The sequence below is a fragment of the Metabacillus halosaccharovorans genome, from assembly GCF_002019635.1.
Taxonomy (GTDB): domain Bacteria; phylum Bacillota; class Bacilli; order Bacillales; family Bacillaceae; genus Metabacillus; species Metabacillus halosaccharovorans.
In genome coordinates this window covers 1,730,053-1,755,839 of sequence record NZ_KV917371.1, presented here as the reverse complement: position 1 = coordinate 1,755,839, position 25,787 = coordinate 1,730,053, and the positions used below count along the sequence as shown (strand labels likewise).

The 25,787-nt window shown below is 36.6% G+C and carries 23 protein-coding genes, 1 other RNA gene and 1 other annotated feature; of the genes, 21 read left to right on the top strand and 3 right to left on the bottom strand.

Features of this window, described 5'->3' with window-relative positions:
- The first annotated feature begins 11 nt into the window (after positions 1-11).
- From BK577_RS08130 to yajC, 7 genes are all read left to right on the top strand, one after another.
- Positions 12-545 carry a BofC C-terminal domain-containing protein gene (locus BK577_RS08130; protein WP_245823450.1) on the top strand — a complete coding sequence of 178 codons (534 nt, stop codon included), beginning with the start codon at positions 12-14 and terminating at the stop codon, positions 543-545.
- Positions 546-741: 196 nt separating this feature from the next.
- On the top strand, positions 742-1,350 hold the full coding sequence (ruvA, locus tag BK577_RS08125; RefSeq protein WP_026558623.1) for a Holliday junction branch migration protein RuvA: 609 nt from the start codon (positions 742-744) through the stop codon (positions 1,348-1,350).
- 9 nt (positions 1,351-1,359) lie between these two features.
- Positions 1,360-2,364, top strand: a complete 1,005-nt coding sequence (gene ruvB, locus BK577_RS08120) for a Holliday junction branch migration DNA helicase RuvB (RefSeq protein ID WP_078432449.1) — start codon at positions 1,360-1,362, stop codon at positions 2,362-2,364.
- On the top strand, positions 2,357-2,557 hold the full coding sequence (locus BK577_RS08115) for a DUF2905 domain-containing protein (protein ID WP_026558625.1): 201 nt from the start codon (positions 2,357-2,359) through the stop codon (positions 2,555-2,557). The genes ruvB and BK577_RS08115 overlap by 8 nt, the downstream gene beginning before the upstream one ends.
- 48 nt (positions 2,558-2,605) lie before the next feature.
- Complete coding sequence (queA, locus tag BK577_RS08110; RefSeq protein ID WP_078432448.1) at positions 2,606-3,634, top strand: tRNA preQ1(34) S-adenosylmethionine ribosyltransferase-isomerase QueA; 1,029 nt, start codon at positions 2,606-2,608, stop codon at positions 3,632-3,634.
- Positions 3,635-3,691: 57 nt separating this feature from the next.
- Positions 3,692-4,837 carry a tRNA guanosine(34) transglycosylase Tgt gene (gene tgt / locus BK577_RS08105; protein ID WP_078432447.1) on the top strand — a complete coding sequence of 382 codons (1,146 nt, stop codon included), beginning with the start codon at positions 3,692-3,694 and terminating at the stop codon, positions 4,835-4,837.
- A 25-nt stretch (positions 4,838-4,862) separates the two neighbouring features.
- On the top strand, positions 4,863-5,123 hold the full coding sequence (yajC, locus tag BK577_RS08100; RefSeq protein WP_078432446.1) for a preprotein translocase subunit YajC: 261 nt from the start codon (positions 4,863-4,865) through the stop codon (positions 5,121-5,123).
- Positions 5,124-5,316: 193 nt separating this feature from the next.
- Here yajC and BK577_RS08095 read toward each other — a convergent pair whose 3' ends face one another.
- Positions 5,317-5,697: a TIGR04086 family membrane protein gene (locus BK577_RS08095; protein ID WP_078432445.1), complete on the bottom strand. Its 381-nt coding sequence runs from the start codon at positions 5,695-5,697 to the stop codon at positions 5,317-5,319.
- Positions 5,698-5,919: 222 nt separating this feature from the next.
- On the opposite strand from BK577_RS08095, the gene BK577_RS08090 reads away from it, so the two are divergent.
- Together BK577_RS08090 and BK577_RS08085 are read left to right on the top strand one after the other, a co-directional pair.
- Positions 5,920-7,212, top strand: a complete 1,293-nt coding sequence (locus tag BK577_RS08090; protein WP_078432444.1) for an ArsB/NhaD family transporter — start codon at positions 5,920-5,922, stop codon at positions 7,210-7,212.
- Positions 7,213-7,290: 78 nt separating this feature from the next.
- A complete protein-coding gene (locus tag BK577_RS08085) occupies positions 7,291-7,950 on the top strand; it encodes a DUF421 domain-containing protein (RefSeq protein WP_245823449.1) in 660 nt (219 codons plus the stop codon).
- Positions 7,951-7,992: 42 nt separating this feature from the next.
- On the opposite strand, the gene spoVB is transcribed toward BK577_RS08085, so the two are convergent.
- Complete coding sequence (gene spoVB / locus BK577_RS08080) at positions 7,993-9,564, bottom strand: stage V sporulation protein B (protein ID WP_078432443.1); 1,572 nt, start codon at positions 9,562-9,564, stop codon at positions 7,993-7,995.
- Positions 9,565-9,709: 145 nt separating this feature from the next.
- On the opposite strand from spoVB, the gene BK577_RS08075 reads away from it, so the two are divergent.
- The 7 genes from BK577_RS08075 (at position 9,710) to dtd (ending at position 18,854) form a co-directional block, all read left to right on the top strand.
- On the top strand, positions 9,710-10,003 hold the full coding sequence (locus BK577_RS08075) for a post-transcriptional regulator (protein WP_078432442.1): 294 nt from the start codon (positions 9,710-9,712) through the stop codon (positions 10,001-10,003).
- 117 nt (positions 10,004-10,120) lie between these two features.
- Entirely contained in the window at positions 10,121-12,364 is a 2,244-nt protein-coding gene (gene secDF, locus BK577_RS08070) for a protein translocase subunit SecDF (RefSeq protein WP_078432441.1), read from the top strand.
- 179 nt (positions 12,365-12,543) lie between these two features.
- A complete protein-coding gene (locus tag BK577_RS08065) occupies positions 12,544-12,864 on the top strand; it encodes a LapA family protein (protein ID WP_078432440.1) in 321 nt (106 codons plus the stop codon).
- An 84-nt stretch (positions 12,865-12,948) separates the two neighbouring features.
- Complete coding sequence (gene recJ / locus BK577_RS08060; RefSeq protein ID WP_078432439.1) at positions 12,949-15,303, top strand: single-stranded-DNA-specific exonuclease RecJ; 2,355 nt, start codon at positions 12,949-12,951, stop codon at positions 15,301-15,303.
- A gap of 16 nt (positions 15,304-15,319) precedes the next feature.
- A complete protein-coding gene (locus tag BK577_RS08055) occupies positions 15,320-15,832 on the top strand; it encodes an adenine phosphoribosyltransferase (protein WP_078432438.1) in 513 nt (170 codons plus the stop codon).
- A 352-nt stretch (positions 15,833-16,184) separates the two neighbouring features.
- On the top strand, positions 16,185-18,395 hold the full coding sequence (locus BK577_RS08050) for a RelA/SpoT family protein (protein WP_078432437.1): 2,211 nt from the start codon (positions 16,185-16,187) through the stop codon (positions 18,393-18,395).
- A gap of 18 nt (positions 18,396-18,413) precedes the next feature.
- Entirely contained in the window at positions 18,414-18,854 is a 441-nt protein-coding gene (gene dtd / locus BK577_RS08045; RefSeq protein WP_078432436.1) for a D-aminoacyl-tRNA deacylase, read from the top strand.
- A 138-nt stretch (positions 18,855-18,992) separates the two neighbouring features.
- Here the strand turns inward: dtd and BK577_RS08040 are convergent, their stop codons facing one another.
- On the bottom strand, positions 18,993-20,786 hold the full coding sequence (locus BK577_RS08040) for an N-acetylmuramoyl-L-alanine amidase family protein (RefSeq protein WP_078432435.1): 1,794 nt from the start codon (positions 20,784-20,786) through the stop codon (positions 18,993-18,995).
- A gap of 139 nt (positions 20,787-20,925) precedes the next feature.
- On the opposite strand from BK577_RS08040, the gene BK577_RS25935 reads away from it, so the two are divergent.
- From BK577_RS25935 to BK577_RS08020, 5 genes are all read left to right on the top strand, one after another.
- Positions 20,926-21,099: a hypothetical protein gene (locus tag BK577_RS25935; protein ID WP_026558640.1), complete on the top strand. Its 174-nt coding sequence runs from the start codon at positions 20,926-20,928 to the stop codon at positions 21,097-21,099.
- 71 nt (positions 21,100-21,170) lie between these two features.
- Positions 21,171-21,401: a binding site (T-box leader), on the top strand.
- 49 nt (positions 21,402-21,450) lie between these two features.
- Positions 21,451-22,722, top strand: coding sequence for a histidine--tRNA ligase (gene hisS / locus BK577_RS08035; RefSeq protein ID WP_078432434.1), 1,272 nt, complete (start codon positions 21,451-21,453; stop codon positions 22,720-22,722).
- Positions 22,723-22,739: 17 nt separating this feature from the next.
- A complete protein-coding gene (gene aspS / locus BK577_RS08030; RefSeq protein ID WP_078432433.1) occupies positions 22,740-24,506 on the top strand; it encodes an aspartate--tRNA ligase in 1,767 nt (588 codons plus the stop codon).
- Positions 24,507-24,564: 58 nt separating this feature from the next.
- Positions 24,565-24,751, top strand: a non-coding RNA gene (ssrS, locus tag BK577_RS08025) — 6S RNA.
- A 265-nt stretch (positions 24,752-25,016) separates the two neighbouring features.
- Positions 25,017-25,784 carry a tRNA threonylcarbamoyladenosine dehydratase gene (locus tag BK577_RS08020; RefSeq protein ID WP_078432432.1) on the top strand — a complete coding sequence of 256 codons (768 nt, stop codon included), beginning with the start codon at positions 25,017-25,019 and terminating at the stop codon, positions 25,782-25,784.
- Positions 25,785-25,787 lie beyond the last annotated feature (3 nt).

Here is a 25,787-nt window from a genome sequence, read left to right as displayed (position 1 = left end):
AGGTGAGATAGATGAGAATGTCTTATCACAGTCACATCCTAACTGTATGTATTTTTGTTGTTTTTCTCTTTATTAGTTTCGTAAGCATTGATTCTGCCATGCCTGTTATGGCAGAAGTAAATAGTATTCAACATCCCTCATCTGTAAAAGTAGTGTTACAAAGAAAATACTTAGATGGAGAGATAAGTGAAGAAATTATCCTTGAGAAAGCAACTTCTATAGGGGAAATAGTGGAAATGTATTCAGATTGGATACTACTTGATCATAATAAGGAGAGTATAGTATTTCAAAGAAAAGTCGATGATATATCACCATTGTTAAAAACGAATGGATATTTTGGCATTACTGGTGACGGTATATTTTCGATTTTTAATGGGAGACCTGGTTCTAATGATATTATACAATCATTTTTTCAATTAGATGTGGAGAAATTAGAGAGCCACAAGCACGATGAGTTAATGGAAGGAATAAGAATTGAGTCAAAAGATCAATATCTGGAAGTGTTAAAAATATATGAAACATATTCAAAGATTGAAAAGAAGTAATAGTCATTAAAAACGCTAATCTGAGAGATAAATATCGGGTTAGCTTTTTTTGTACTTTAAGAAAAAATAACGATTTTGGAATACAAACTAACTGCTATTAATGGTATGATATAATGATGAGAACAATTGTGCGCTGAAATTCTTCTGATGAAAGAAATGATTGACACAATGAGGTACAGTCACTAGAGGTGAGGAAATGATTGAATTTGTTAAAGGATTTGTGGATCACATCACTCCTGAGTATATCGTGATAGATCATCATGGAATTGGATACCAGATACATGCCCCAAACCCTTTTAGTTACACAAAAAGTCGTAAAGAAGAAACGATTGTCTATACATATCAACATGTGAGAGAAGATCTAATAGCGTTATACGGGTTCTCTTCCAGGGAAGAAAAAGCACTGTTCATGAAATTATTGAATGTAACCGGTATTGGACCAAAGGGAGCGTTGGCCATTTTGGCATCTGGTAATCCATCCCAGGTTATAGAGGCAATTGAAAATGAAAATGACACGTTTTTAGTGAAATTCCCTGGAGTTGGAAAAAAGACAGCGCGTCAGATTATTCTGGATCTAAAAGGAAAACTTGCCGATGTGGCTGCATTATATTCCCCTGATCTCTTTAACCATGAAGAAATAGAGTATAAAGAGTCTGCAAATCATGCGCTTAATGAAGCAATAGAAGCGTTGAAAGTGCTGGGATATGCTGAACGAGAGATTAAAAAAATTGTTCCATCCTTACAAAAAGAAACGTTAACAACAGATCAATATGTAAAAAAAGCATTGCAAAAGCTATTAAAGTAAGGTGATAACATGGATGAACGCCTTGTTTCGGGTGAAGCGGATATACAAGAATCCTATATTGAACAAACCTTAAGACCACAAACACTGTCACAGTATATTGGTCAAGATAAAGTAAAGGAAAATTTAAGAGTGTTTATTGAAGCAGCTAAGATGCGGAGTGAGACACTTGATCATGTACTTTTATATGGACCACCAGGTTTAGGGAAAACAACATTGGCAACAATTATTGCCAATGAAATGGGTGTTAATATAAGAACTACCTCAGGGCCGGCGATCGAGAGGCCGGGTGATCTGGCAGCCGTATTAACTGCTCTCGAACCTGGTGATGTTTTATTTATTGATGAAATTCATCGTTTGCATCGATCAATTGAGGAAGTTTTATATCCTGCAATGGAAGATTTTTGCTTGGATATCGTCATTGGAAAAGGATCAACGGCAAGATCTGTCCGGTTGGATCTCCCGCCATTTACGTTAATCGGTGCAACAACAAGAGTGGGCCTTTTAACAGCTCCACTTCGTGACCGATTTGGTGTCTTAAGCAGGCTGGAATATTATAATGAGAACCAGCTAGCTTATATTATTGAAAGAACAGCTGATCTCTTTGGAATTGGTTTGGAACATAATGCTGCGATTGAAATGGCCAGAAGATCAAGAGGTACACCACGAATAGCCAATCGACTTCTTAAGAGGGTGAGAGATTTTGCACAAGTAATGGGTGAAGAAACCATCTCAACCGAATTAGCGGTGGATGCACTTGAACGACTTCAGGTAGATAAACTTGGTCTTGATCATATCGACCACAAATTACTTTTAGGAATTATTGAGAAATTTCGTGGCGGACCGGTTGGAATTGATACGATTTCGGCAACAATAGGAGAAGAATCACATACGATTGAGGACGTTTATGAGCCCTATTTATTACAGATAGGTTTCCTGCAACGAACACCCAGGGGAAGAATTGTTACAGATCTCGTCTATAAACATTTTCAAATGGAGGCCCCTCATCATGATTGATTTTCCAAAAGTATTAATGATTATTGGCGGAATCCTTCTAGTGGTTGGATTTTTTCTGCAGTTTATTGGAAAACTACCAGGTGATATTGTGTTTAAAAAAGGAAATACGACAGTCTTTTTCCCTATCGTAACCTGTATTGTCGTCAGTATTATTCTATCCTTTGTTTTCTCGTTTTTTGGTCGATTTAAATAAAAAAGAACAACAAAGTTAAATAAGTAAGTTAGAAATTAGGTGAATGCTTTGAAAGTAGAATTATTTGATTTTCATCTTCCTGAAGAATTAATCGCACAAGTTCCATTAAAAGAACGTGATGCGTCAAGACTAATGGTTCTTCAAAAAGATAATGGAGATCTTAAACATGAATCGTTTAAATCAATTATTAATTATTTGCAAGCTGGTGATTGCTTAGTATTAAACAATACCAGGGTGATGCCGGCACGTTTATTCGGTATCAAGGAAGATACAGGTGCAAGCATCGAAATATTATTACTAAAGCAGCAGGAAGATGACATATGGGAAACATTGGTGAAACCTGCTAAAAGGGTAAAAGAAGGAACTGTTATTACATTTGGTTCCGGTAACTTAAAAGCAACATGTGTCGGAACTAGTGATCATGGCGGCCGATTGCTAAAGTTTGAATATGAAGGTATTTTTTATGAAGTGCTCGAGACATTAGGAGAGATGCCTCTACCACCTTATATAAAAGAACAATTAGATGATCGTGAACGTTACCAAACTGTTTTTTCACGTGAAATTGGTTCTGCAGCTGCTCCAACTGCTGGGTTGCATTTTACAGAGGAAATTCTTGACCAGTTAAAAGAAAAGGGAGTTCATATCGCCTTTATTACCTTACATGTTGGTTTAGGAACTTTCCGTCCGGTAAGTGCAGACACGGTAGAAGAGCATGAAATGCATGCAGAATTTTATCAAGTAACCGATGGAACAGCTGCAATGTTAAATAACGTAAGATCCAATGGCGGAAGAATTATCACAGTGGGAACCACTTCTACGAGAACGCTTGAAACAATTGCTTCTAAACATAATGGTCAATTTGTTGCAGAAAGTGGCTGGACGAATATTTTTATTTATCCAGGCTATGAATTTAAAGGGATTGATGGAATGGTTACAAACTTTCACCTTCCAAAATCATCGCTGATTATGCTAGTAAGTGCTTTAGCTTCTAGAGAATATGTGATAAATGCATATGAAACAGCTGTAAAAGAGAAATATCGCTTCTTTAGCTTTGGAGATGCAATGCTGATCATTTAAATAAAATGGTGTTATATAAGAGGTGCTTTCGTACTTCTTGTTTAAGGAGGAAATAAGGTGTCAACTTCACCAATTCGGTACGAATTAATTAAAACATGTAAACAAACAGGAGCAAGGCTGGGAAGAGTTCATACTCCACACGGCAGTTTTGAGACTCCTGTGTTTATGCCAGTAGGAACATTAGCAACAGTTAAAACAATGTCTCCCGAAGAGCTTAAAGAAATGGGAGCAGGGATTATTCTAAGTAATACATATCATTTATGGTTACGTCCAGGTAATGAAATCGTTAAGGAAGCTGGCGGCCTCCATAATTTCATGAATTGGGACCGGGCGATCTTAACTGATTCAGGCGGGTTCCAAGTCTTTAGTTTAAGTGAGTTTCGCAAAATTGAAGAAGAAGGAGTACATTTCCGTAATCATTTAAACGGAGATAAGCTTTTCCTATCTCCTGAAAAAGCGATGCAGATCCAAAATGATCTCGGATCTGATATTATGATGGCTTTTGATGAATGTCCTCCATATCCAGCTGAATATGATTATATGAAGAAATCTGTAGAACGCACAAGCCGTTGGGCAGAGCGTTGTTTAAAGGCTCATGCAAGACCAAACGATCAAGGTCTTTTTGGAATTATTCAAGGCGGAGAATACGAGGAGCTTAGGAAGCAAAGTGCAAGGGATTTGGTGTCCATGGATTTCCCTGGATACGCAGTTGGAGGTTTATCGGTTGGAGAACCTAAAGATGTGATGAACCGTGTGCTGGAATTTACAACACCTCTCATGCCTGATAATAAACCACGATACTTAATGGGGGTAGGATCACCTGACTCTCTTATCGACGGAGCTATTCGTGGAATTGACATGTTTGATTGTGTGCTTCCAACTCGAATTGCACGTAATGGAACACTCATGACAAGTGAAGGACGCTTAGTTGTGAAAAATGCTAAGTATGCTAGAGATTTCGGTCCATTAGATGAAAATTGTGATTGCTATACATGCAGAAATTACTCACGTGCCTATATTCGTCATTTAATAAAAAGTGATGAAACATTCGGATTGAGATTAACTTCTTATCATAATCTATATTTTCTGGTAAACTTAATGGAGAAAGTTAGACAAGCAATCCGTGAAGATCGCTTAGGCGATTTCCGTGATGAATTTTTTGAAGCTTACGGCTTTAACAAACCTAATGCTAAAAACTTCTAATACCCGCATGAAAGGGGTGATATAAATGGAAATGTTAGGAACAGTCTTACCGTTAGTATTAATGTTTGCGATTTTTTACTTCTTGCTGATTCGTCCGCAACAAAAACAACAAAAAGCGGTTCGTGAAATGCAAAATAGCCTAACCAAAGGTGACAAAATTGTAACAATCGGTGGATTACACGGTATCCTTGACTCAATTGACGAGAACAAAATTGTTCTTAAAGTTGGAGATGGAACTCGTCTTACATTCGATCGTAAATCTGTACGTGAAGTTATTAGAGATTAATAAGTACATAATAAAACCAGGGACATAGGCCCTGGTTTTTATTTTAGGTAAGAATATAGTACTTAGCGTTAGTGTCTAGCTCCAGCGCCTAGGCCCTCGAGGTCATAAGCCACAAATGAATTGAAGACAATGAACGTCTTCTATTCATTTGCGTCTTATTTGCCCGAGGCTGTTCAAGGCGCTTACGCATTTCTTATGCCCTCGATGAAGACACATTCACTCCGAAAATACCACCTAACATGGCAATTAATAAAAATCCTCCATGATACATGAGCTCCTGCACCGAGAAGATCTCGCCATGACCTAAAAATTTAAATAAAAGAATAATGAGTGAAAAAAGAATAGCTGTAATTCCTCCGATTAGCCAGCCTTTTTCCTTTCCGTTTCCTCCTGCGACAAATCCGCCAATGAACAAGGCTAAAATAGATAAACCGAGAATGAGCCATGTAATAGAAGATTCAGTGAGACTTGTGAATTTTAAAAGCAAAGAAAATATGAGACTCGTAACAAGAGCCATAACAAAAATGGTGATAAGACCAAATAGGATCGCTTTTCCCCACTTTTTTGTTTCCACAAAGCTTCCCCCTTTCAATCTGAACAAATTTAATTCGAGCTTGTTTATGCTCGTCTTTATTACAGAATATTCATGGAAGAAAAAAATAGACTACAAATATTTTAGTGGACTTGCATCATATGATGGTAATGGGACTGCTGTTTAATTGACAGAAAAAATGTAATGAAAGATTTAACAGATAGATCATGAGAAAGAAGGAGTTTAAAAAGGGGGGAGTAGGAAATGTTTACTGTGTTAACAGTTATCATCTTTCTCATCACATATATAGTCATTATGACGGAGAAGATTGATCGGGCACTAGCAGCCGGCTTAGGTGGAATTGCCATGCTTATTGTAGGCATATATGATGTTAACAAGGCATTTGTTACGTATATCGATTGGAATACAATCGCCTTATTATTTGCGATGATGCTCATTGTTATCATTACAAGTCAGACAGGCGTGTTTGAATTCTTAGCAATTGTCATGGCAAAAATGGTTAAAGGACGACCTATTCCATTACTAATTGTTATTACAATTTTAACTGCAATTGGGTCAGCATTTTTAGCCAATGTTACAATGGTATTATTGCTTGTGCCTATCATCCTGACAATTGTTAGAATGATTCATATACCCGCCATCCCTTATTTAATTTCCATTATCATTGCTTCAAATATTGGGGGGACAGCCACTTTAATTGGAGACCCTCCAAATATTATGATCGGTCAAGCAGTTGATCATTTAACATTTAATGCTTTTCTAATTCACTTAAGCCCTATAGTCCTGCTTATTTTTTTCGTGATACTGGGTTATTTAATTTTTGTTTATTGGGACAAATTAAAGGCTAATCATATTGATCAGAAAAAGTTAACTTCCATTAGAGCAAGGGATTATTTAAAGGTAACACCTGCACTGCCTAAGTCAGTTTCTGTTTTGATCATGACGATAATAGGTTTTATGTTAAATCCACTTCTTCATATTGATTTAACAAGTATTGCATTAGCAGGGGCTTTGTTATTGTTATTATTAACACATGATGAATATAAGCCAGATGAGGTATTTAAGCAGGTAGAATGGGGAACATTATTTTTCTTTATCGGCCTTTTTATGTTAATAGGAGGGCTTGAAGAGGTTGGAATTATAGATGAGCTTGCCAGAGGATTAGTTTTTTATACAGAAGGTGATTTACCTAAAACGTCTATGCTAATTCTTTGGATGACAGGTGTCCTATCAGGATTTGTGGATAATATCCCTTTTGTTGCAGCAATGATACCTGTGATTCTTGAATTCAAAGATTATGGAATGACAAACCTTGACCCATTATGGTGGTCCTTAGCATTAGGCGCATGTTTGGGAGGCAACGGTACATTACTGGGAGCAAGTTCAAATCTGGTTGTAGCAGGTTTAGCTGCTAAGGAAAAGGAAGATATTAAATTTATTGAATTCTTAAAAGTGGGGTTTCCAATTGTCATTATCTCACTCGGAATATCCTCCGTCTATATTTATTTTCGTTACTTAATTCACTTTACAGTATAAAGTTAATTCTTTACATAAAACATGGCATATCGTTCAAAATAAGTAATAAGGTATGTGGGAGGAAAGGAGAACATAATAGTGGAATATTATTTAACGATCTTAATTCGGACCCTGTTACTATATTTTCTCATCGTTTTTATTTTTAGGGTAATGGGAAAAAGAGAAATAGGTGAATTGAGCATCTTAGATCTTGTCGTTTTTATTATGATCGCGGAAATGGCTGTAACGGCCATTGAAGACCCTAAGGATCCACTCGTACATACTGTTATTCCTATGCTTATCTTAATGATCATTCAAATCTCCTTGGCCTATATCTCCTTGAAAAATCAAAAAATTAGACATTTATTAGATGGGAAGCCGACGATTATCATTAACCAGGGAAAAGTTGATGAGCATGCCATGAGGACACAACGATATAATTTCGATGATTTAATGACTCAGCTTCGGGACAAGGATATTAATAATGTAGCGGATGTTGAGTTTGCCATTCTTGAACCATCGGGAAAACTATCAGTTATAGAGAAACAAAATAAGGGTAAAAAAAAGACGGAATTACAATTGCCGCTTATAGTTGATGGTATCATTCAGGAGAATAATTTAGATATCATTCAAAAAAACAACCTATGGTTAAGACAACAGCTTAAAAAATTAGGTTACAAAGAAATGAAACAAATTTCTCTATGTACGTTTGGGAATGGAGTATTTTATATTGATTTAAAGGATGAAGATAAAAATTAAGAAAGAGAAGCTGAAAACGCAATCAGCTTCTCTTTTTCTATCTTATTTAACAGGTATAAGTCTAGAAAGATAAGAACCAACAAATGGTATCCGTTTTACTTCATCTTTTTCAACTAATTTGAAGACAAGAAGGAGTAAACAGTAAATGACCGTTGTGATACTCAAACTTGTAAGTAACCTAAAGATAAGAGGAGTCGTTTCGAATATGTACTCATAGGCAAAGAATCCAGCTAATCCTGCAAGCACCATTGTTACACCACTCTTTACATACTCCCTAACATGTATTGTGAATGGTACAACCTTTATGACAGTCGCTAAGTGCAGTAAGGTTACAAGCATTATTCCGATAACAATTGCGAGTGCTGCCCCCATGATTCCAAGAGATGGACGTGTGGCAAGGACAAAGATGAGAGCTGTTTTAACAACTGAGCCAATTAAACTATTGATCATAGCAGCCTTTGCCAAATCCAAGGCTTGTAAAACTGCCTGCAAAGGACCTTGAAAGTAATGAAAAATAAAGAAAGGGGCCATTACCTGAACAAATATAGCTGATTTATTCGTTCCGTACATAACAGTCATTAACGGATCTGAAAATACGTATAAAATAACACACGCCAATCCTCCGCTAATAAGGGACAAGCGTAGAGCTTGCTGTAATCGGTGTTCAACTGTTTTTAATTGATTGTTCGCCATTGCTTCACTAATGGCAGGAACTAATGAGGTTGATAACGAAAAGGTAATAAATGATGGAAGCATAAGTAAAGGTATGGCATATCCGGTGAGTGCACCGTATTGTTTAGTTGCAGCGGCCGTTGCGACACCTGCGATATATAAGCTATTCGCAACTACGATTGGCTCAAAAAACCAGGAAATATTTCCGATGAATCTACTTCCGGTTGTGGGAAGGGCGATGTTCATTAACTGATTCAATGTTTCTTTCCCATTTTTTACTGAATTGAAAAATTTTCTGCGAATTTTTATTTTCTTTTTCATTTTAAACATTGTCACTAAGTATAAAAGGGAAGCCAATTCACCAATAACAGCTGAAATCATCGCACCTGCAGCTGCATATTCAATTCCGTATGGCAGGAAAGCACTAGTACAAACTGCAACAAGAGAAATTCGAACAATTTGTTCTAAAACTTGGGAAATAGCTGCTGGACGCATATTTTGTTTTCCTTGAAAATACCCACGAATAACCGATGAAATGGCGACAATTGGTACAACTGGTGCAATGGCTAATAGCGGCCAATAGGTACGGTGATCTGTAAAGACGTGCTGAGATAAATAAGGTGCAAGTAAAATCATGGCTGGCGTAAAGATGAGACTTAATGTGCAGGTAACAGAGAGTGAGACAACCAGTATTTTTTTTATTCTTCGATGATCACCCTGTGCTTCCGCTTCTGCAACAAGTTTTGAAATCGCAACAGGTAATCCAAGTTGAGTAATTGTAATGACCAGCACCAGGGTTGGAACTGCCATATTGTATAGTCCTACTCCTTCTTCACCGATAAAACGAGCAACAACAATCCGATTAATAAAACCCAGGACACGAGTAATAAACCCTGCTAGAATTAAAATAAGCGTTCCTTTTAGAAACGTCTGCTTTGACATTTTTCTCCCTGCCTTCTCAAATAACGTGGAATCATATACAATTACTATATGCGAGCCAATAGGCCAAGCATGACAAGTTCTAAGCAGATTGTGAATGGTTGAAATATAACAAATAGAAATCGACTCGACTAAAAGGAGTGTTATGATGAATAAGCAGCCGTTTGATGAATATCGGGATCATGTAAGACCGGCAATTAAAAGTAAACTAGAAGAATTTATTTTACTTGGTTATGAGGATGTAACAGAAGAAAGGCTATGGACGTACTTAAAAATGAAGAAGTGGAAAAAAACACCTGAACTATATGTACATGAAGTTGTACGGGATGTGCTTGCTCTTAAAGTGGGTGAATTTATGAATTTTGCGACGGTTGAATCTTTCAAAGGAGGCAACTGGTTTGAAAGTGAGGAAGGACAGGATCTCCTAAAAGGTCTTATTTAGTTTGCTTCTGCTTTATTTACTATCGTATAATTTTTATTGGGAAATGTTGAAGTTAGATACATAAAATAAGCATGCCTCCCAAAAAGTTCATTTGTTAGAGATTAAGGAGGATACATAATGGTAAAGCGTGGACGCATAGTTGCGTTTTTTCTTCTTGTCCTTGTTGTGGGAAGCTTAATAGGTTTTAACACAAATAAGGCAACAAGTAACATCATACTAGGGTTGGATTTGCAGGGTGGATTTGAAATTCTCTATGAAGTTTCACCGGCAAATGAAGGTGACAAGATAACAAGAGATGTATTAGTCAGTACAGTAAATGCACTTCAAAAAAGGGCAAACGTACTGGGAGTTAGTGAACCGAACATTCAAATTGAAGGTGATGACCGGATTCGGGTTCAATTAGCTGGAGTAAACGACCAAAGTAAAGCAAGGGAAATCCTTTCGACACAAGCTGAATTAACATTTAGAGATTATGAAGACAAAGAAATGTTAAATGGTTCTGACTTGGTTGAAGGTGGAGCGAAGCAATCATTCGATGAGCAGGGAAAACCGAATGTTGCGATAAAATTAAAAGATGCATCTAAATTTAAAGAGGTCACACAGGAGATTGTTGGAAATGCACCTTATAATCAGCTTGTCATCTGGCTTGATTATGAAGAAGGAGATACTTTCCAAGCTGAAGTTAGTAAAGAAAAGCCAAAATTTATATCAGCACCAAACGTTGATCAGGTTTTTAATCAAACAGAGGTTACAATTACAGGAAACTTTACAATTCAGGAAGCACAGGATTTGGCAAACCTTCTAAATGCAGGTTCTCTTCCAGTGAAACTAACTGAACTTTACTCTACATCTGTCGGAGCTCAATTTGGTGAACAAGCCCTGGATAGTACTGTTTTAGCTGGTATAGTCGGTATCGCAATTATTTTCTTGTTTATGCTTATATTCTACCGCTTACCTGGATTAATTGCTGTTATAACATTATCAACATATATTTATTTAATTCTTCAAGTATTTGATTGGATGAACGGTGTATTAACACTCCCTGGAATAGCAGCATTAATTCTTGGTGTCGGGATGGCTGTAGATGCCAACATTATTACATACGAGCGAATTAAAGAAGAATTAAAATTGGGCCGCTCTGTTCGTTCAGCATTTAAAGCAGGGTCAAGACGTTCCTTTGCAACAATCTTTGATGCAAATATTACGACAATTTTGGCTGGAGGAGTTTTATTTTTCTTCGGGACAAGCTCTGTAAAAGGATTTGCCACAATGCTGATCTTGAGTATTATTGTCAGCTTTATCACAGCTGTGTTCCTATCCAGAATTCTATTGGCTTTATTAGTTGAAAGTCGATGGCTCGATAAGAAAAAAAGTTACTTTGGTGTTAAAAAGGATGAGATCCTTAGTATCGAAGAAACCGACGATGATACGATTGCACCAACAAAGTTTGATCATGTTGATTTCTTAAAACACCGGAGAAAATTCTTTATGCTTTCAACATTACTTGTTGTAGCAGGTGTTATTGTTCTTTTAGTATTTAAATTAAATGTAGGAATTGATTTTGCGAGTGGAACACGAATCGAGGTATTAGCGGATAAGAGCTTAACAGCCGAGGAAATTGAGAGTGAAATGAGTAAGCTGGACCTCGAAGTCGATGATGTTGTCCTTGCAGGAGAAAACAAAGAGGTTGGAGTTGCACGCTTTATAGGTGTACTTGAACCACAAAAAATTGCTGAAGTAAAAAGCCATTTTAATGAATTATATGGTTCTGAACCAAATGTAAGTACGGTTTCCCCTACGGTAGGAAAAGAACTTGCAAGGAATGCGATGTATGGAGTGTTAATTGCCTCCATTGGGATTATTATTTATGTATCTATTCGCTTTGAATTCTATATGGCGCTGGCATCAATTATTGCCTTATTACATGACGCGTTTTTCATCATTGCCTTTTTTAGTATCACTAGATTAGAAGTGGATATTACATTTATTGCAGCCGTGTTGACAATTGTCGGATATTCAATAAATGATACGATCGTTACCTTTGATAGAATCCGGGAATTGAATAAAAAGAAAAAGGCTAAAACGATTGAAGATTTACAGTTTATTGTAAATAGAAGTCTACAACAGACCTTTACCCGTTCAATTAATACTGTGTTAACAGTTGTTATTGCTGTCGCAGCTTTGTTGATTTTTGGTAGCTCATCCATTACGAATTTCTCAATTGCATTACTAGTTGGTTTAGTTGCCGGTACCTATTCTTCTCTATTTATTGCAGCTCAATTATGGTTAATTTGGAAAGGTAAGCAATTAACTAAAAAGAAAGAAACAGCTTCTCACGTAAGTGATGAACCACAGGTATAACTGACTGTATATAGGATCAACTCACTCTTTTTGTTACTATGCCATGAGAATGGGGTAATAATAAATAGAGATGGGTTGATTCTTATTTATTGTGGTTTAGTTTGTCACACATATGCTTTGGAACGAAATAGTGTACTAAAAGCTCTTCAAATTATACTTAACTTAAAGGAGGGAAACTTATGAAACGTCAGTGGAGTATAATCCTGGCCATTATCTTTGCCTTAATTATTGCGATTTTTGCAGTCATAAATGTGGAAGCTGTAGAGGTGGATTATTTATTCGGGAAAGCTGAGTGGCCACTTATTTTACTTATTTTGGGTTCAGTATTTATGGGCGGTTTTATGATTGCCTCTACAGGAGTTGTTAGACTCCTTTCACTCAATCGAAAATTAAAGGCATTAGAAAAAGAAAACACAAGGTTAAAAGAAGAAATGAAAACTTTAACAGTAAAAGATCAAGCTGTTCAAAATGATCATCGCTTACAAACAGATCAATCATAAACACTAACATCATACAATGGAAGAATCCTTAAATTGAAACCCCTTGACCACTCTTGTATAATGAGAAGGTTGAGGGGTGAAACTATGTTAAAGGCAAATACAAGGTGGATGATTCAATCATCTGATGAAACCTTCATTCAAAATTTAAGAGAGAATTTATCGGTGACACCGCTGGTAGCTTCTTTACTAGTAAATAGAGGAATTAACTCTGTCGAAGCTGCACAGGAATTTTTAGATATGGACTCACAAACTTTTCATGATCCATTTCTCTTAAAAGATATGGATAAAGCTGTGCAACGTATTCAAAAGGCAATTCATAATAATGAACATATATTGGTTTATGGTGATTATGATGCAGATGGAGTAAGTAGTACGACTGTTTTATTAACGACATTACGAAAATTAGGTGCTAAAGCAGATTTTTATATACCAAATCGATTTTCGGAAGGATATGGACCAAATGAGGCAGCATTTAGATTAGCTCATGAACGGGGCTTTTCACTAATCATTACGGTTGATACCGGTATTGCTGCAGTTCATGAAGCAGACGTTGCGAAGGGTTTAGGTGTGGATTTAATTATCACTGACCACCATGAACCAGGTCCAGTTTTACCTGATGCACTAGCAATCATACACCCTAAACAGCCGGAATGTATGTATCCATTTAAGGAATTGGCCGGTGTTGGTGTAGCATTTAAATTAAGCCATGCACTGTTAGGGGAAGTTCCAACAGATTTATTAGAGGTTGCGGCAATTGGTACAATTGCCGATTTAGTTGCCCTGCATGGAGAAAATAGATTAATAGCAAAACGTGGTATAAACCAATTAAAAACAACAAATCGGATCGGGTTAAAAGCTCTATTAAAAATTGCCAATGTAAAGCTGCAAGAAATAAATGAAGATACAATTGGTTTTGCTCTTGGTCCTAGAATTAATGCTGTGGGAAGATTACAATCTGCAGATCCAGCTGTCGACTTACTTCTTTCTGATAATGAAGAAGAAGCTATGATGATCGCTGAAGAAATAGACTTACTTAATAAAGAAAGACAAAAACTAGTAAACACAATGACTGAGGAAGCTATTGAAGAGGTTAATACCCGCTTTCCAATTGAGCAAAATCCTGTCCTTGTTATTGCCAAAGAAGGTTGGAATCCAGGTGTTGTTGGGATTGTAGCTTCAAGGTTAGTCGATCGTTTTTATAGACCGACAATTGTTTTAAGTATTGACAAAGAAAAAGGGATCGCAAAGGGATCAGCACGAAGTATTGTAGGCTTTGATTTGTTTGAAAATTTATCAACATGCCGTGATATTTTACCTCATTTCGGCGGTCATCCCATGGCTGCGGGTATGACATTACAACTTGAAGATGTAAATGAACTTCGTGAAAGACTGGTAGAAAAAGCACATATGATTTTGACTGAAGATGATTTTATTCCTGTTACACGAGTTGATGTTAGCTGTAAGTTAGAGGATATAACTGTTAAGTCTATAGAAGAGATGCAGCAGTTATCACCGTTTGGTATGAATAATCCAAAACCGATTATTCATTTGGAAGATATGACATTGGCTAATGTCCGTAAAATAGGGGCAGAGCAAAATCATTTAAAGATCGTCTTTTCACAAGAAGAACAGCAACTCGATTGTGTTGGCTTCGGTATGGGGTATATTCATGATGAGCTCTCACCTGCTGTTGCTGTATCTGCTATTGGAGAGCTTACGATAAATGAATGGAATAACTTGAGAAAACCGCAAATTATGCTGAAGGATTTAAAAGTAAATCAATGGCAGCTGTTTGACTTTCGCGGTTCCAGAAATGTTGATCATCTTATTAGCTTACTTTCATCCGATGAAGCTGGGCAGATTATTACATTTCAGTCAAAAACATATGAAGAATTAGCGCAAAGGGGACTGGTTCATAAAGCATTTCGAGTACAATCTGATGAAGATGCAAAAAATCTTGATGCCCGTGACAAACATCTTCTTTTACTTGACATTCCTTCTTCAATCGAATTATTGGACGGGCTTTTTTCAAAAGGTAAACCCGCAAGAATTTATTCTGTGTTTCAACAAGAAGCGGATCACTTTTTTTCGACAATACCGACAAGGGATCACTTTAAATGGTACTATGGTTTCCTGCTAAAGCAAGGTTCCTTTAAGCTTCGTGAACAAGGTGAGCTTCTGGCGAAACACAAAGGCTGGACAAAAGAAACAATAGAATTTATGTCACAGGTGTTTTTTGAGCTAGAATTTGTTACAATAGAAAATGGTGTTATTTCGACAAATTCCACATCTCGAAAAAGAGATTTAAGTGAATCGAAAACGTATACCCAAAAGCAAAACCAAATTGAACTAGAAAAAACGTTATTATATACATCTTACATGCAGCTTAAGCAGTGGTTTGAACAAAGGTTTCCATTAGATGCGCCTGTAGGTGTATAAGGAGGACAAAGGAAAAATGGATTTAAAGCAATTTGTAACAGTCGTTCCTGATTATCCGAAACCAGGAATTCAATTTAAAGATATTACAACATTAATGGATAATGGGGATGCGTATCGATATGCGACAGACCAAATTGTGGAATATGCTCGTGAAAAAGAGATTGACATCGTTGTTGGTCCAGAGGCACGTGGCTTTATTATCGGTTGTCCAGTGGCATATTCATTAGGAGTGGGCTTTGCTCCAGTTCGTAAAGAAGGAAAGTTACCCCGTGAGGTTGTACGTGTTGAGTATGGTCTTGAATATGGGAAAGATGTCCTTACGATCCATAAAGATGCGATTAAGCCTGGTCAAAGAGTATTAATCACAGATGATCTATTGGCAACTGGTGGAACAATCGAAGCAACAATTAAGCTTGTAGAAGAATTAGGTGGAGTTGTAGCAGGTATTGCTTTCTTAATAGAATTATCATATTTAGATGGCCGTAATTTATTGGATGGCTATGATGTTTTAACATTAATGAAATTTTAATTATATGGGGACCCGAGTTATTTGCAGCGCGGTCCCCATTATTTTTAGAGGCACTCAAATGGGTGCTTTTTTTGCAAATTGCATATACTATTCAATTAACTTTACTAATAAAATCCATTTTACTCCAATTATCAAATGTTTTTTTGTGTAAATGGTCATATACCACTTTCTGGCTAGTGTGAAAAATACTGTTTTCTCTTTACATCTCGTGTTTTTTTATTGATAATAGTTACAATATAGTAAAATTTCTAATCGATATAATGAACTTCATTATTCGGTTTTTATGACAATATATAAACAGCAAGAAGGAAAAAAATTTGTAATCAAAGTTTCAATATAAAAAGGTGATTTCATGGCTAATGAACAAGTATTATCCTCCGAGCAAGTAATTCAAAAGGCACAGCGCTATTTATCAGCCGAAGATACTGATTTTATACAGCGTGCTTATGATTTTGCTGAAGAAGCGCACCGGGAACAATTCCGTAAGTCTGGTGAACCATATATTATACACCCTATTCAAGTTGCAGGCATTTTGGTAGATTTAGAGATGGATCCCGCTACAATAGCAGGTGGTTTCCTTCATGATGTTGTGGAGGATACAGATGTTACGCTAGATGACTTACGAGCAGAGTTCAATAATGAAGTGGCAATGCTCGTTGATGGTGTAACAAAGCTGGGGAAAATAAAATATAAATCAAAAGAAGAGCAACAGGCTGAAAACCATAGGAAAATGTTTGTAGCGATGGCTCAGGATATTCGTGTAATTCTTATAAAGCTTGCAGACCGTCTGCACAATATGAGAACTCTTAAACATCTTCCACAGGAGAAACAGCGACGTATTTCAAATGAAACATTAGAAATTTTTGCACCGCTTGCTCATCGTTTAGGGATTTCGAAAATTAAATGGGAGTTAGAAGATACATCATTAAGGTATTTAAATCCTCAGCAATATTATCGAATTGTGAATTTAATGAAGAAAAAGCGTCAGGAACGATTGGAATACTTGGATCAAGTCATTGACGAAGTTCGAGAACGGGTTGATGAAGTCAACATAGAAGCTGAATTCTCAGGAAGACCAAAGCATATATACAGCATTTATCGGAAAATGGTTCTTCAAAATAAACAATTTAATGAAATCTATGATCTACTGGCGGTTAGAATTGTTGTCAATAGCATTAAAGATTGTTATGCCGTATTAGGTATTATTCATACTTGTTGGAAGCCGATGCCTGGTCGTTTTAAAGATTATATAGCCATGCCGAAGCCGAATATGTATCAGTCTCTTCATACAACCGTGATTGGACCTAAGGGAGATCCTCTTGAGGTGCAAATTCGCACGTTTGAAATGCATCAAATCGCTGAGTACGGGATCGCAGCCCATTGGGCTTATAAAGAGGGAAAAGATGTTGATGAAAAAACAACATTAGAAAAAAAGCTATCCTGGTTTAGAGAAATTTTAGAATTTCAAAATGATGTAACAAATGCAGAAGAATTCATGGAATCTCTAAAAATTGACTTATTTTCAGATATGGTATTTATCTTCACACCAAAAGGCGATGTAATTGAGTTGCCGTCTGGATCTGTTCCGATTGATTTTGCTTACCGAATTCATTCGGAAATTGGTAATAAAACCATTGGAGCGAAAATTAATGGTAAAATGGTCACCCTTGACTATAAGCTGAAAACAGGCGATATTATTGAGATTTTAACATCCAAACACTCATATGGACCTAGTCAAGATTGGTTGAAACTTGCTCAAACTTCTCAAGCGAAAAACAAAATTCGCCAATTCTTCAAAAAGCAACGTCGTGAAGAAAACGTTGAAAAAGGGAAAGAAATGGTTGAAACTGAAATAAAAAATTTAGATTTCAATGTCAAAGAAATCATGACGGCTGATAATTTACAACGAGTAGCTGAGAAGTTCAACTTTTCTAATGAAGAGGATATGTATGCAGCTGTTGGATATAATGGTGTAACGGCACTACAGGTTGCGAATCGTTTAACAGAAAAATGGCGTAAAAAACGTGATCAGGAAGAACAGGAAAAAAATATACAAGAGGTTATGAATGAGACGAAACAAATCCCTGCCTCTACAACTTCCAAAAAGCGTGATGCAGGTGTACAAGTTAAGGGAATTGATAATTTATTAATTCGTCTCTCAAAATGCTGTAATCCAGTTCCAGGTGATGACATAGTCGGGTTTATAACGAAGGGTAGAGGAGTATCTGTTCACCGTTCTGATTGTACAAATGTTCACACTGACGATGCAAAAGAACGTTTAATTGATGTTGAATGGGAAAATCAGCCTTCATCAAGTCGAAAAGAATATAATGTTGAAATTGAAATTTTGGGCTATGATCGTCGAGGCCTGTTAAATGAAGTATTACAAGCAGTAAATGAGACAAAAACTAATATTTCGTCTGTTGCAGGTAAATCAGACCGTAACAAAGTTGCAACGATTAATATGGCTATTTCTATTTCAAATATTAATCACTTACAAAAAGTAGTAGAAAGAATTAAACAGATTTCTGATATATACTCTGTTAGAAGAGTAATGAACTAAGGTAAGGTAGGTTTTATTGTGAAGGTAGTTGTACAACGTGCAGTTCAAGCGAAGGTTACTGTTGATGAAAAAGTAGTTGGGAAAATTGATAAAGGTGTTATGGTGCTTGTGGGGATTACACATGATGACACAGAAGCAGATGCTGAATACTTAGCTGAAAAAATTGCTCATCTAAGGATTTTTGAAGATGAAACAGGCAAAATGAATCACTCTATTCTTGATGTGGGTGGACAGGTTTTATCTGTTTCTCAGTTTACCCTATATGGAGATTGCCGAAAGGGTAGAAGACCTAACTATATGAATGCAGCAAAACCTGACGTAGCAAATGAGCTTTATGAGTCTTTTAATCGTATCTTAAGAGAAAAAGGCTTGCAGGTTGAAACAGGGGTTTTCGGAGCTATGATGGATGTTCAATTTACAAACGTAGGTCCAGTAACATTGATTATAGAAAGTAAATAAAAAGGTTATCCTTCTTCTGCATTTGAATGAAGGATAACCTTTTTTATATTTCAAGAGTTTTAAGATTTTATTGATGATAGTATTAGGAAAACTAAGGCTTTCGCCAATATGGCTTGGCGATAAGCCGAGTTTTTCTAATTACTTGAAATACTGTGCTAACCCATTAAAAATTCCTTGTGAAGCGCGTTCTTGATAGCTTGAAGTTGCTACGGTTAATTCTTCTGTCCGATTACTTAAGAAGCCCAGCTCAAGCAATACGGCAGGAGCTTTGTTTTCTCGAAGGACATGAAAATTCCCGAATTTTTGACCTCTGTCTCTCAGTTTGGTTTGTTTAACAAGTTCATTATTTATAGACTTTGCTAGAGAACCATCTTTTAACGAATGATAATAATACGTTGTTGTACCTGAAACACTTCGATCTGATGTGCTGTCAAAATGAATGCTAATAAATGCTTTTGCATTTCGATAATGTGATGTACTCACACGAGAATTTAAGCTAATATAAGTATCATTTGATCTTGTCATAAAAACATTAGCTCCAGCAGATTTCAGCTTATCATAGACTAATTTTGCTGTAGAAAGTGTTAAATTCTTCTCTAAGGTACCAGATACTCCAACAGCACCACTGTCACGTCCTCCATGTCCGGGGTCAATGACAATTGTCTTGTTTTTGATGTATTGTGACACCCCAGGCTTCGTAACCGGTGAGCTGACACCTGTTGTTTCGACTACCCAACCGGCAATAAAACCAGCTTTATTACCACCAAGATTGATCTTATACCAATCTCCTGCTTTTTCAATAATGCCGTAACTCTCACCAATATTTGCACGTTTAATGATTGAATGAGAAGTAGATGTTCCTGAGCGTATATTTGTACCGTTATAAATAATTTTTACCTGTTGACTGCTATTACTTGTATTAGTATTAGTATTTGTGTTTTGTGTAGAATCTTTAGCAATGTACCAGCCAGCAACCCAACCAACCTTATTTGAGCCGTAACCAATCTTATACCAGTCATTTTTCTCTTCAAGAATATTTACCTTTGTTCCTTTTGTTATGGAACCAACAACACTTCCACTAAGTGAGCCGCTATTTCTTACATTTAATGATGTGGCTGTCACTTTTCCGCTGCCTTTTGCGGCAGAACTTTGGTTTGATGAGGAAGATGTGTTTTCTTTTGAACCCGAATTGGACGAGTTTATCTTTAAATAATCACTATGTACCCAGCCAGATATATTTTTTGTTTGGATTTGAACCCATTTCCCTGATTCTTTTATTATTGAAACAGTGGCATTTTTCTTAAGACTTCCAACAATACTGCCGGAAGTAGAGGCCGTTTTACGAACATTTAAGGATGATGCGGTCACTGTACCGTTTTTTCCGGACGATGTGCCTGTCGATCCTTGTGTTGATGAAGTATTTTTGACCTTTACATAGCTTGAAGATACCCAGCCTGTTTTACCTGAATAGGAAATCTTGATCCATTCCCCGCTTTTCTCCAAATAGGAAGCTGTTTTCCCTTTTTCAAATACACCAATCACTCCGAAAGAAGTTCCAGGTCCTGAGCGAAACCTAAGTCCTGTTGCATTGGATTCAACGATGGAACCCTTCGAATTTGTAACAGCAGGTGTAGAAGAACTTGTTACTGTTTTTTTCTGGATGACTAACCAATTTGCTACCCATCCAGAAGATCTTGCTGATAATTTAATCTTAATCCAATCATTTTTCTTTTCTACCACATCATATGTTTGTCCTTTTTTTACTTTGGCAATGACGGAGTATGTTAGTCCTGCTCCGTTTCGCACATTCAGCCCATCAACATTAATTGTGACTTGATCAGCAGCCTTTGCGGTTGAAGGTGAAGTTTCAGTGAAAAAGGATAGTATCACTAATGTGAAACATATTGATATGGTTATCATTTTGCGATTCACGATAAACCTCCTTTTTATAAAAATTAGTTAAATAAAACATTTCTCTACTTATATCGACATTCCTTTAGAAATTTGAAATAAATTTTTCCAAAATAGGAAAAGATAATAATGACTATGACGAGATGAGGTGGAATGATCAATGAGAAATAATGACAAAGGGGAATTAATGCACTCCAGACGGGATGTTTTCGGGGTAAACTTTCATGATTTTATGACAAAAGAGCAAAATGACTCGTCTTTTGAACTTGCATCTGAATTTGGAATTTCCTTAAGAGAAGTGAAAAATTTAAAAAAACATTTAAATCGGTCTTGACAATATACTACAAAGATACGTATGATAAGATAAAATTCGAAAGTATTAGCTAAATACAACATATATAATTTTGTGAACCAATGAGGGAGAACAGTAAATAAGATAACACATGAAAAGAGAGGAAATGTCTTAGGCTGAAAGCATTTCCACATGATGACTTATTGAAAAACACTCCTTAGGTTTCTCTCTGAAAAACAGTAAGTCCAGTAGGAGTAGAACGTGACAGGCGTTAACTGATCGAGTGGAAATAGATGATTTATTTCAACTAGGGTGGAACCACGGGTATAACTCTCGTCCCTACATTTTGTAGGACGGGAGTTTTTTTGTTGTATTTTTTAAAGGAGGTAAATTATGTCATTCCAGATTCCTAGAGGTACTCAGGATATTTTACCTGGAGAGGTTGAAAAGTGGCAGTTTGTTGAAAATACTGCACGTGATTTATGTAGGAGATATCAATATAAGGAGATTCGTACACCAGTTTTTGAACATACAGAGCTTTTTGCTCGTGGTGTTGGGGAAAGTACCGATATCGTCCAAAAGGAAATGTATACATTTCAAGATCGGAAAGGAAGAAGTATTACCCTACGTCCAGAGGGAACAGCTTCAACTGTTCGAGCTTTTGTAGAGAAAAAACTATATGCAAATGCTTCACAGCCAACAAAATTGTATTATATCGGACCAATGTTCCGTTATGAACGTCCCCAAACAGGTCGTTACCGCCAATTTGTCCAGTTTGGTATTGAGGCACTTGGGAGTAATGATCCAGCCATTGATGCAGAAGTGATTTCTCTAGCAATGAATTTATATCAAACACTTGGTTTGAAAAGCTTAAAGCTGGTTATCAATAGCTTAGGTGATAGCGAAAGTCGTAAGGCTCATCGTAAAGCACTAATTGCTCATTTTGAACCAAGGATTGGGGAATTTTGTTCTGATTGTCAAAAAAGATTACAACTAAACCCATTAAGAATCTTGGATTGTAAAAAGGATCGAGATCATGATTTGATGGGAACTGCTCCATCTATTCTTGAATTCCTTAATGAAGATTCTACTCTTTACTTTAACAAGGTTCAGCAGTATTTAACTGCTAATGGGATTGAGTTTGAAGTTGATGCGGGACTTGTTAGAGGATTGGATTATTATAATCATACTGCTTTTGAAATTATGAGCAATGCAGAAGGATTCGGAGCCATTACGACACTTTGCGGTGGCGGACGATACAATGGCTTAGCACAGGAAATCGGTGGCCCGGAAACTCCTGGTATCGGATTTGCGCTAAGTATTGAGCGTTTATTAGCAGCACTTGAAGCGGAAGGTATTGAATTACCAATTTCAGCTGGCGTAGATTGTTATATCGTAACAATGGGAGACCAAGCAAAAGATCGTGCCGTATCATTATTGAATGATATGAGAAATGCTGGTCTTGTTGCTGAGAAGGACTACGAAGATAAAAAGATGAAAGCTCAATTTAAAGCTGCAGATCGTCATCAAGCTAAATTTGTTGCAGTTTTAGGAGATGACGAATTAACAAACAATGTGATAGCCATTAAAAATATGGAAACTGGCACACAAGAAGAAATTGCACTTGATCAAGTGATCTCATATTTAAAACAAAAAACAATGTAATAAAAGGAGAGGGTTTCATGTTTGGCCGTACGTATTACTGTGGCGAAGTTCCAGAGTCAGCAATTGGTGAAGAAGTCATTTTAAAAGGCTGGGTAGCAAAAAGACGAGATTTAGGCGGAGTTATTTTTATTGACCTGCGTGACCGTACAGGTGTTGTACAGGTAGTTTTTAACCCGGAAATTTCTGCTGAAGCATTAGCAATTGCAGAAAAAGTTCGTAGTGAATATGTGTTGGATATAACTGGTAAAGTTGTTAAGCGTGATGAAGAAACAATCAATCCAAATGTTTCAACAGGTACAATTGAGGTTATTGTAGAGAAAGTGACAATTATCAATGCTGCTAAAAACCCGCCATTCTTAATTGAAGATAAATCTGATGAAGTGTCAGAGGATGTTCGTTTAAAATACCGTTACTTAGATTTAAGAAGACCAGGTTTACAAACTACGCTTGAATTGCGTCATCAAGTAACAAGATCTATGAGAAATTTCTTGGATGAAAATGGCTTTTTAGATATTGAGACACCGATATTAACAAAAAGCACGCCAGAAGGTGCTCGTGATTATTTAGTACCAAGTCGTGTGCATGAGGGAGAATTTTATGCTTTACCTCAATCACCTCAAATCTTTAAACAGTTATTAATGGTTTCTGGTTTTGATAAATATTATCAGATTGCCCGTTGTTTCCGTGATGAAGACTTGCGTGCTGATCGTCAACCGGAATTTACCCAAATTGACATTGAAACTTCATTTATGAGTCAAGATGATATTATGTCTATGACAGAACAAATGATGTCAATAATCATGAAGGAAACAAAAAGTATCGAGATTGAATTACCATTACCTAGAATGACTTATGATGAAGCTATGGGACGATATGGATCTGATAAGCCAGATACACGCTTCGGTCTAGAGCTTGTGGATGTTGGCGAAATCGTTAAGGATAGTGGTTTAAAAGTATTTAATACTGTAATCGCAAATGGCGGTCAAGTTAAATCGATAAACGTTAAAGGTGCAGCTGATAAATACTCTAGAAAAGATATGGATGCACTAGCGGAATTTGTTGCTCCTTACGGTGCCAAAGGTTTGGCATGGCTTAAGGTTGAAGTGGACGGTCTAAAAGGTCCAATTATCAAGTTCTTCACTGAAGAAGAGCAAAAAGGGCTGTTACAAACATTAGAGGCAACTGTTGGTGATCTTCTTGTCTTCGTTGCAGATGAAAAATCAGTTGTTGCAGATGCTTTAGGAGCACTTCGTTCAAAGCTTGGTAAGGATCTAAACTTAATTGACGAAAGCAAATTTAACTTCCTGTGGGTAGTTGATTGGCCGTTACTTGAGTATGATGAAGCAACAAAACGCTTTTATGCAGCACATCATCCATTTACAATGCCTGCACGCGAAGACATTGAATTGTTTGATACAGATCCTTCAAATATGAAAGCACAAGCTTATGATATTGTCCTAAATGGATATGAATTAGGTGGAGGATCTATCCGTATTTTTGAAAAAGATATTCAGGAAAAAATGTTTAAGCTGTTAGGTTTCTCTGAAGAAGAGGCTAGAGAGCAATTCGGTTTCCTATTAGAAGCATTTGAATATGGAACACCACCACATGGAGGTATTGCTCTTGGATTGGATAGACTTGTTATGCTTTTAGCTGGTCGTTCAAATCTACGAGACACAATTGCTTTCCCTAAAACAGCTAGTGCAAGTGACTTATTAACAAGTGCACCAAGTGCAGTTAGTGAAGCGCAATTAGAAGAATTAAATCTTGAGCTTCGTGACTAAGTCAAGAACTTGAAATGAAATTTTTCTTATGCTATTATTTTTTTAAAGTATATATAAGAAAGTCCTGATGTGTTCGTTGTACACCTAGTTTTGACCTAACATTTTTTATACGGGAGCTTGAAGTTTCCGGACAGAGTAAATGCCTCTCACTCGCATGAGGACTTACAAACCTCTGGAACAAAGCACCCACCTGCTGAGTGCGGGATCAAAACGAGGGAAATGGCGACGGCACAATCGGGACTGCTACATAGAAGAAAAATAGGGGGCACCTCTTTCACTAACTGTGAAATGAGGTGTCCCTTTTTTTATACTATCAGAAAGTATATTAATTTTATGGATGATAGTATAAGAAAAAAGAAGGCTTTCGCCATTAGGACTTGGCGACAAGCCAAGTTTTTCTAATAATAAGGGCTTACTTTTTGAGTGATGTATGGTATATTCTTTTTCAGGTAAAAATACTGTCATTATGACATGATTAGAAATTTTAGGTTATCAATTGGAGTGAGTTAGTTGCTACATCAATTTTCGCGTAATGAATTGGCAATAGGTAAAGAAGGGTTAAATATTTTAAAAAACAGCACTGTCGCTGTATTGGGAATTGGAGGAGTAGGCTCCTTCTCGGCAGAAGCATTAGCAAGATCAGGTGTAGGCCGCTTAGTACTAGTAGATAAAGATGATGTAGATATTACAAATGTAAATCGTCAAATTCATGCACTGGTATCAACAGTAGGTCAGCCGAAAGTAGACTTGATGGCTGATCGTATTAAAGACATTAATCCTGATTGTGAAGTCATTTCTTTAAAGATGTTCTACACAGAAGAAACGTATGAACAATTCTTTGATCATAATCTTGATTATGTAGTGGATGCATCTGATACAATTTCATATAAGATTCATTTAATGAAAGAATGTATAAAAAGAAACATTCCGATTATCTCCAGTATGGGTGCAGCGAATAAAATGGACCCAACGAGATTTCAGGTCGCTGATATTTCCAAAACACATACAGATCCGATTGCAAAGGTCATTCGAACTCGCTTACGTAAAGAAGGAATTCATAAAGGCATAAAAGTCGTATTTTCAGATGAAAGTCCGATTGTAATTCGTGAAGAAGTACGGAAAGAAGTTGGAAATGATGCGGCGCCAATAAGAAAAGCAAAAATGCCACCTTCATCAAATGCATTTGTTCCATCTGTTGCAGGGTTAATTATGGGTGGATATGTCATTACAGAGCTACTGAAGGATATTAAGATTACTCGTGTGAAGGATGAAAAGTAAAGT

Coding starts and splice junctions, on each gene's coding strand:
- BK577_RS08090 (WP_078432444.1), top strand. CDS start 5,920: ATGTTTACTGTGTTAACAGTTATCATCTTTCTCATCACATATATAGTC.
- BK577_RS08115 (WP_026558625.1), top strand. CDS start 2,357: ATGATTGATTTTCCAAAAGTATTAATGATTATTGGCGGAATCCTTCTA.
- hisS (WP_078432434.1), top strand. CDS start 21,451: ATGTCATTCCAGATTCCTAGAGGTACTCAGGATATTTTACCTGGAGAG.
- BK577_RS25935 (WP_026558640.1), top strand. CDS start 20,926: ATGAGAAATAATGACAAAGGGGAATTAATGCACTCCAGACGGGATGTT.
- yajC (WP_078432446.1), top strand. CDS start 4,863: ATGGAAATGTTAGGAACAGTCTTACCGTTAGTATTAATGTTTGCGATT.
- secDF (WP_078432441.1), top strand. CDS start 10,121: ATGGTAAAGCGTGGACGCATAGTTGCGTTTTTTCTTCTTGTCCTTGTT.
- ruvA (WP_026558623.1), top strand. CDS start 742: ATGATTGAATTTGTTAAAGGATTTGTGGATCACATCACTCCTGAGTAT.
- aspS (WP_078432433.1), top strand. CDS start 22,740: ATGTTTGGCCGTACGTATTACTGTGGCGAAGTTCCAGAGTCAGCAATT.
- BK577_RS08065 (WP_078432440.1), top strand. CDS start 12,544: ATGAAACGTCAGTGGAGTATAATCCTGGCCATTATCTTTGCCTTAATT.
- BK577_RS08130 (WP_245823450.1), top strand. CDS start 12: ATGAGAATGTCTTATCACAGTCACATCCTAACTGTATGTATTTTTGTT.
- ruvB (WP_078432449.1), top strand. CDS start 1,360: ATGGATGAACGCCTTGTTTCGGGTGAAGCGGATATACAAGAATCCTAT.
- BK577_RS08050 (WP_078432437.1), top strand. CDS start 16,185: ATGGCTAATGAACAAGTATTATCCTCCGAGCAAGTAATTCAAAAGGCA.
- recJ (WP_078432439.1), top strand. CDS start 12,949: ATGTTAAAGGCAAATACAAGGTGGATGATTCAATCATCTGATGAAACC.
- spoVB (WP_078432443.1), bottom strand. CDS start 9,564: ATGTCAAAGCAGACGTTTCTAAAAGGAACGCTTATTTTAATTCTAGCA.
- BK577_RS08055 (WP_078432438.1), top strand. CDS start 15,320: ATGGATTTAAAGCAATTTGTAACAGTCGTTCCTGATTATCCGAAACCA.
- BK577_RS08075 (WP_078432442.1), top strand. CDS start 9,710: ATGAATAAGCAGCCGTTTGATGAATATCGGGATCATGTAAGACCGGCA.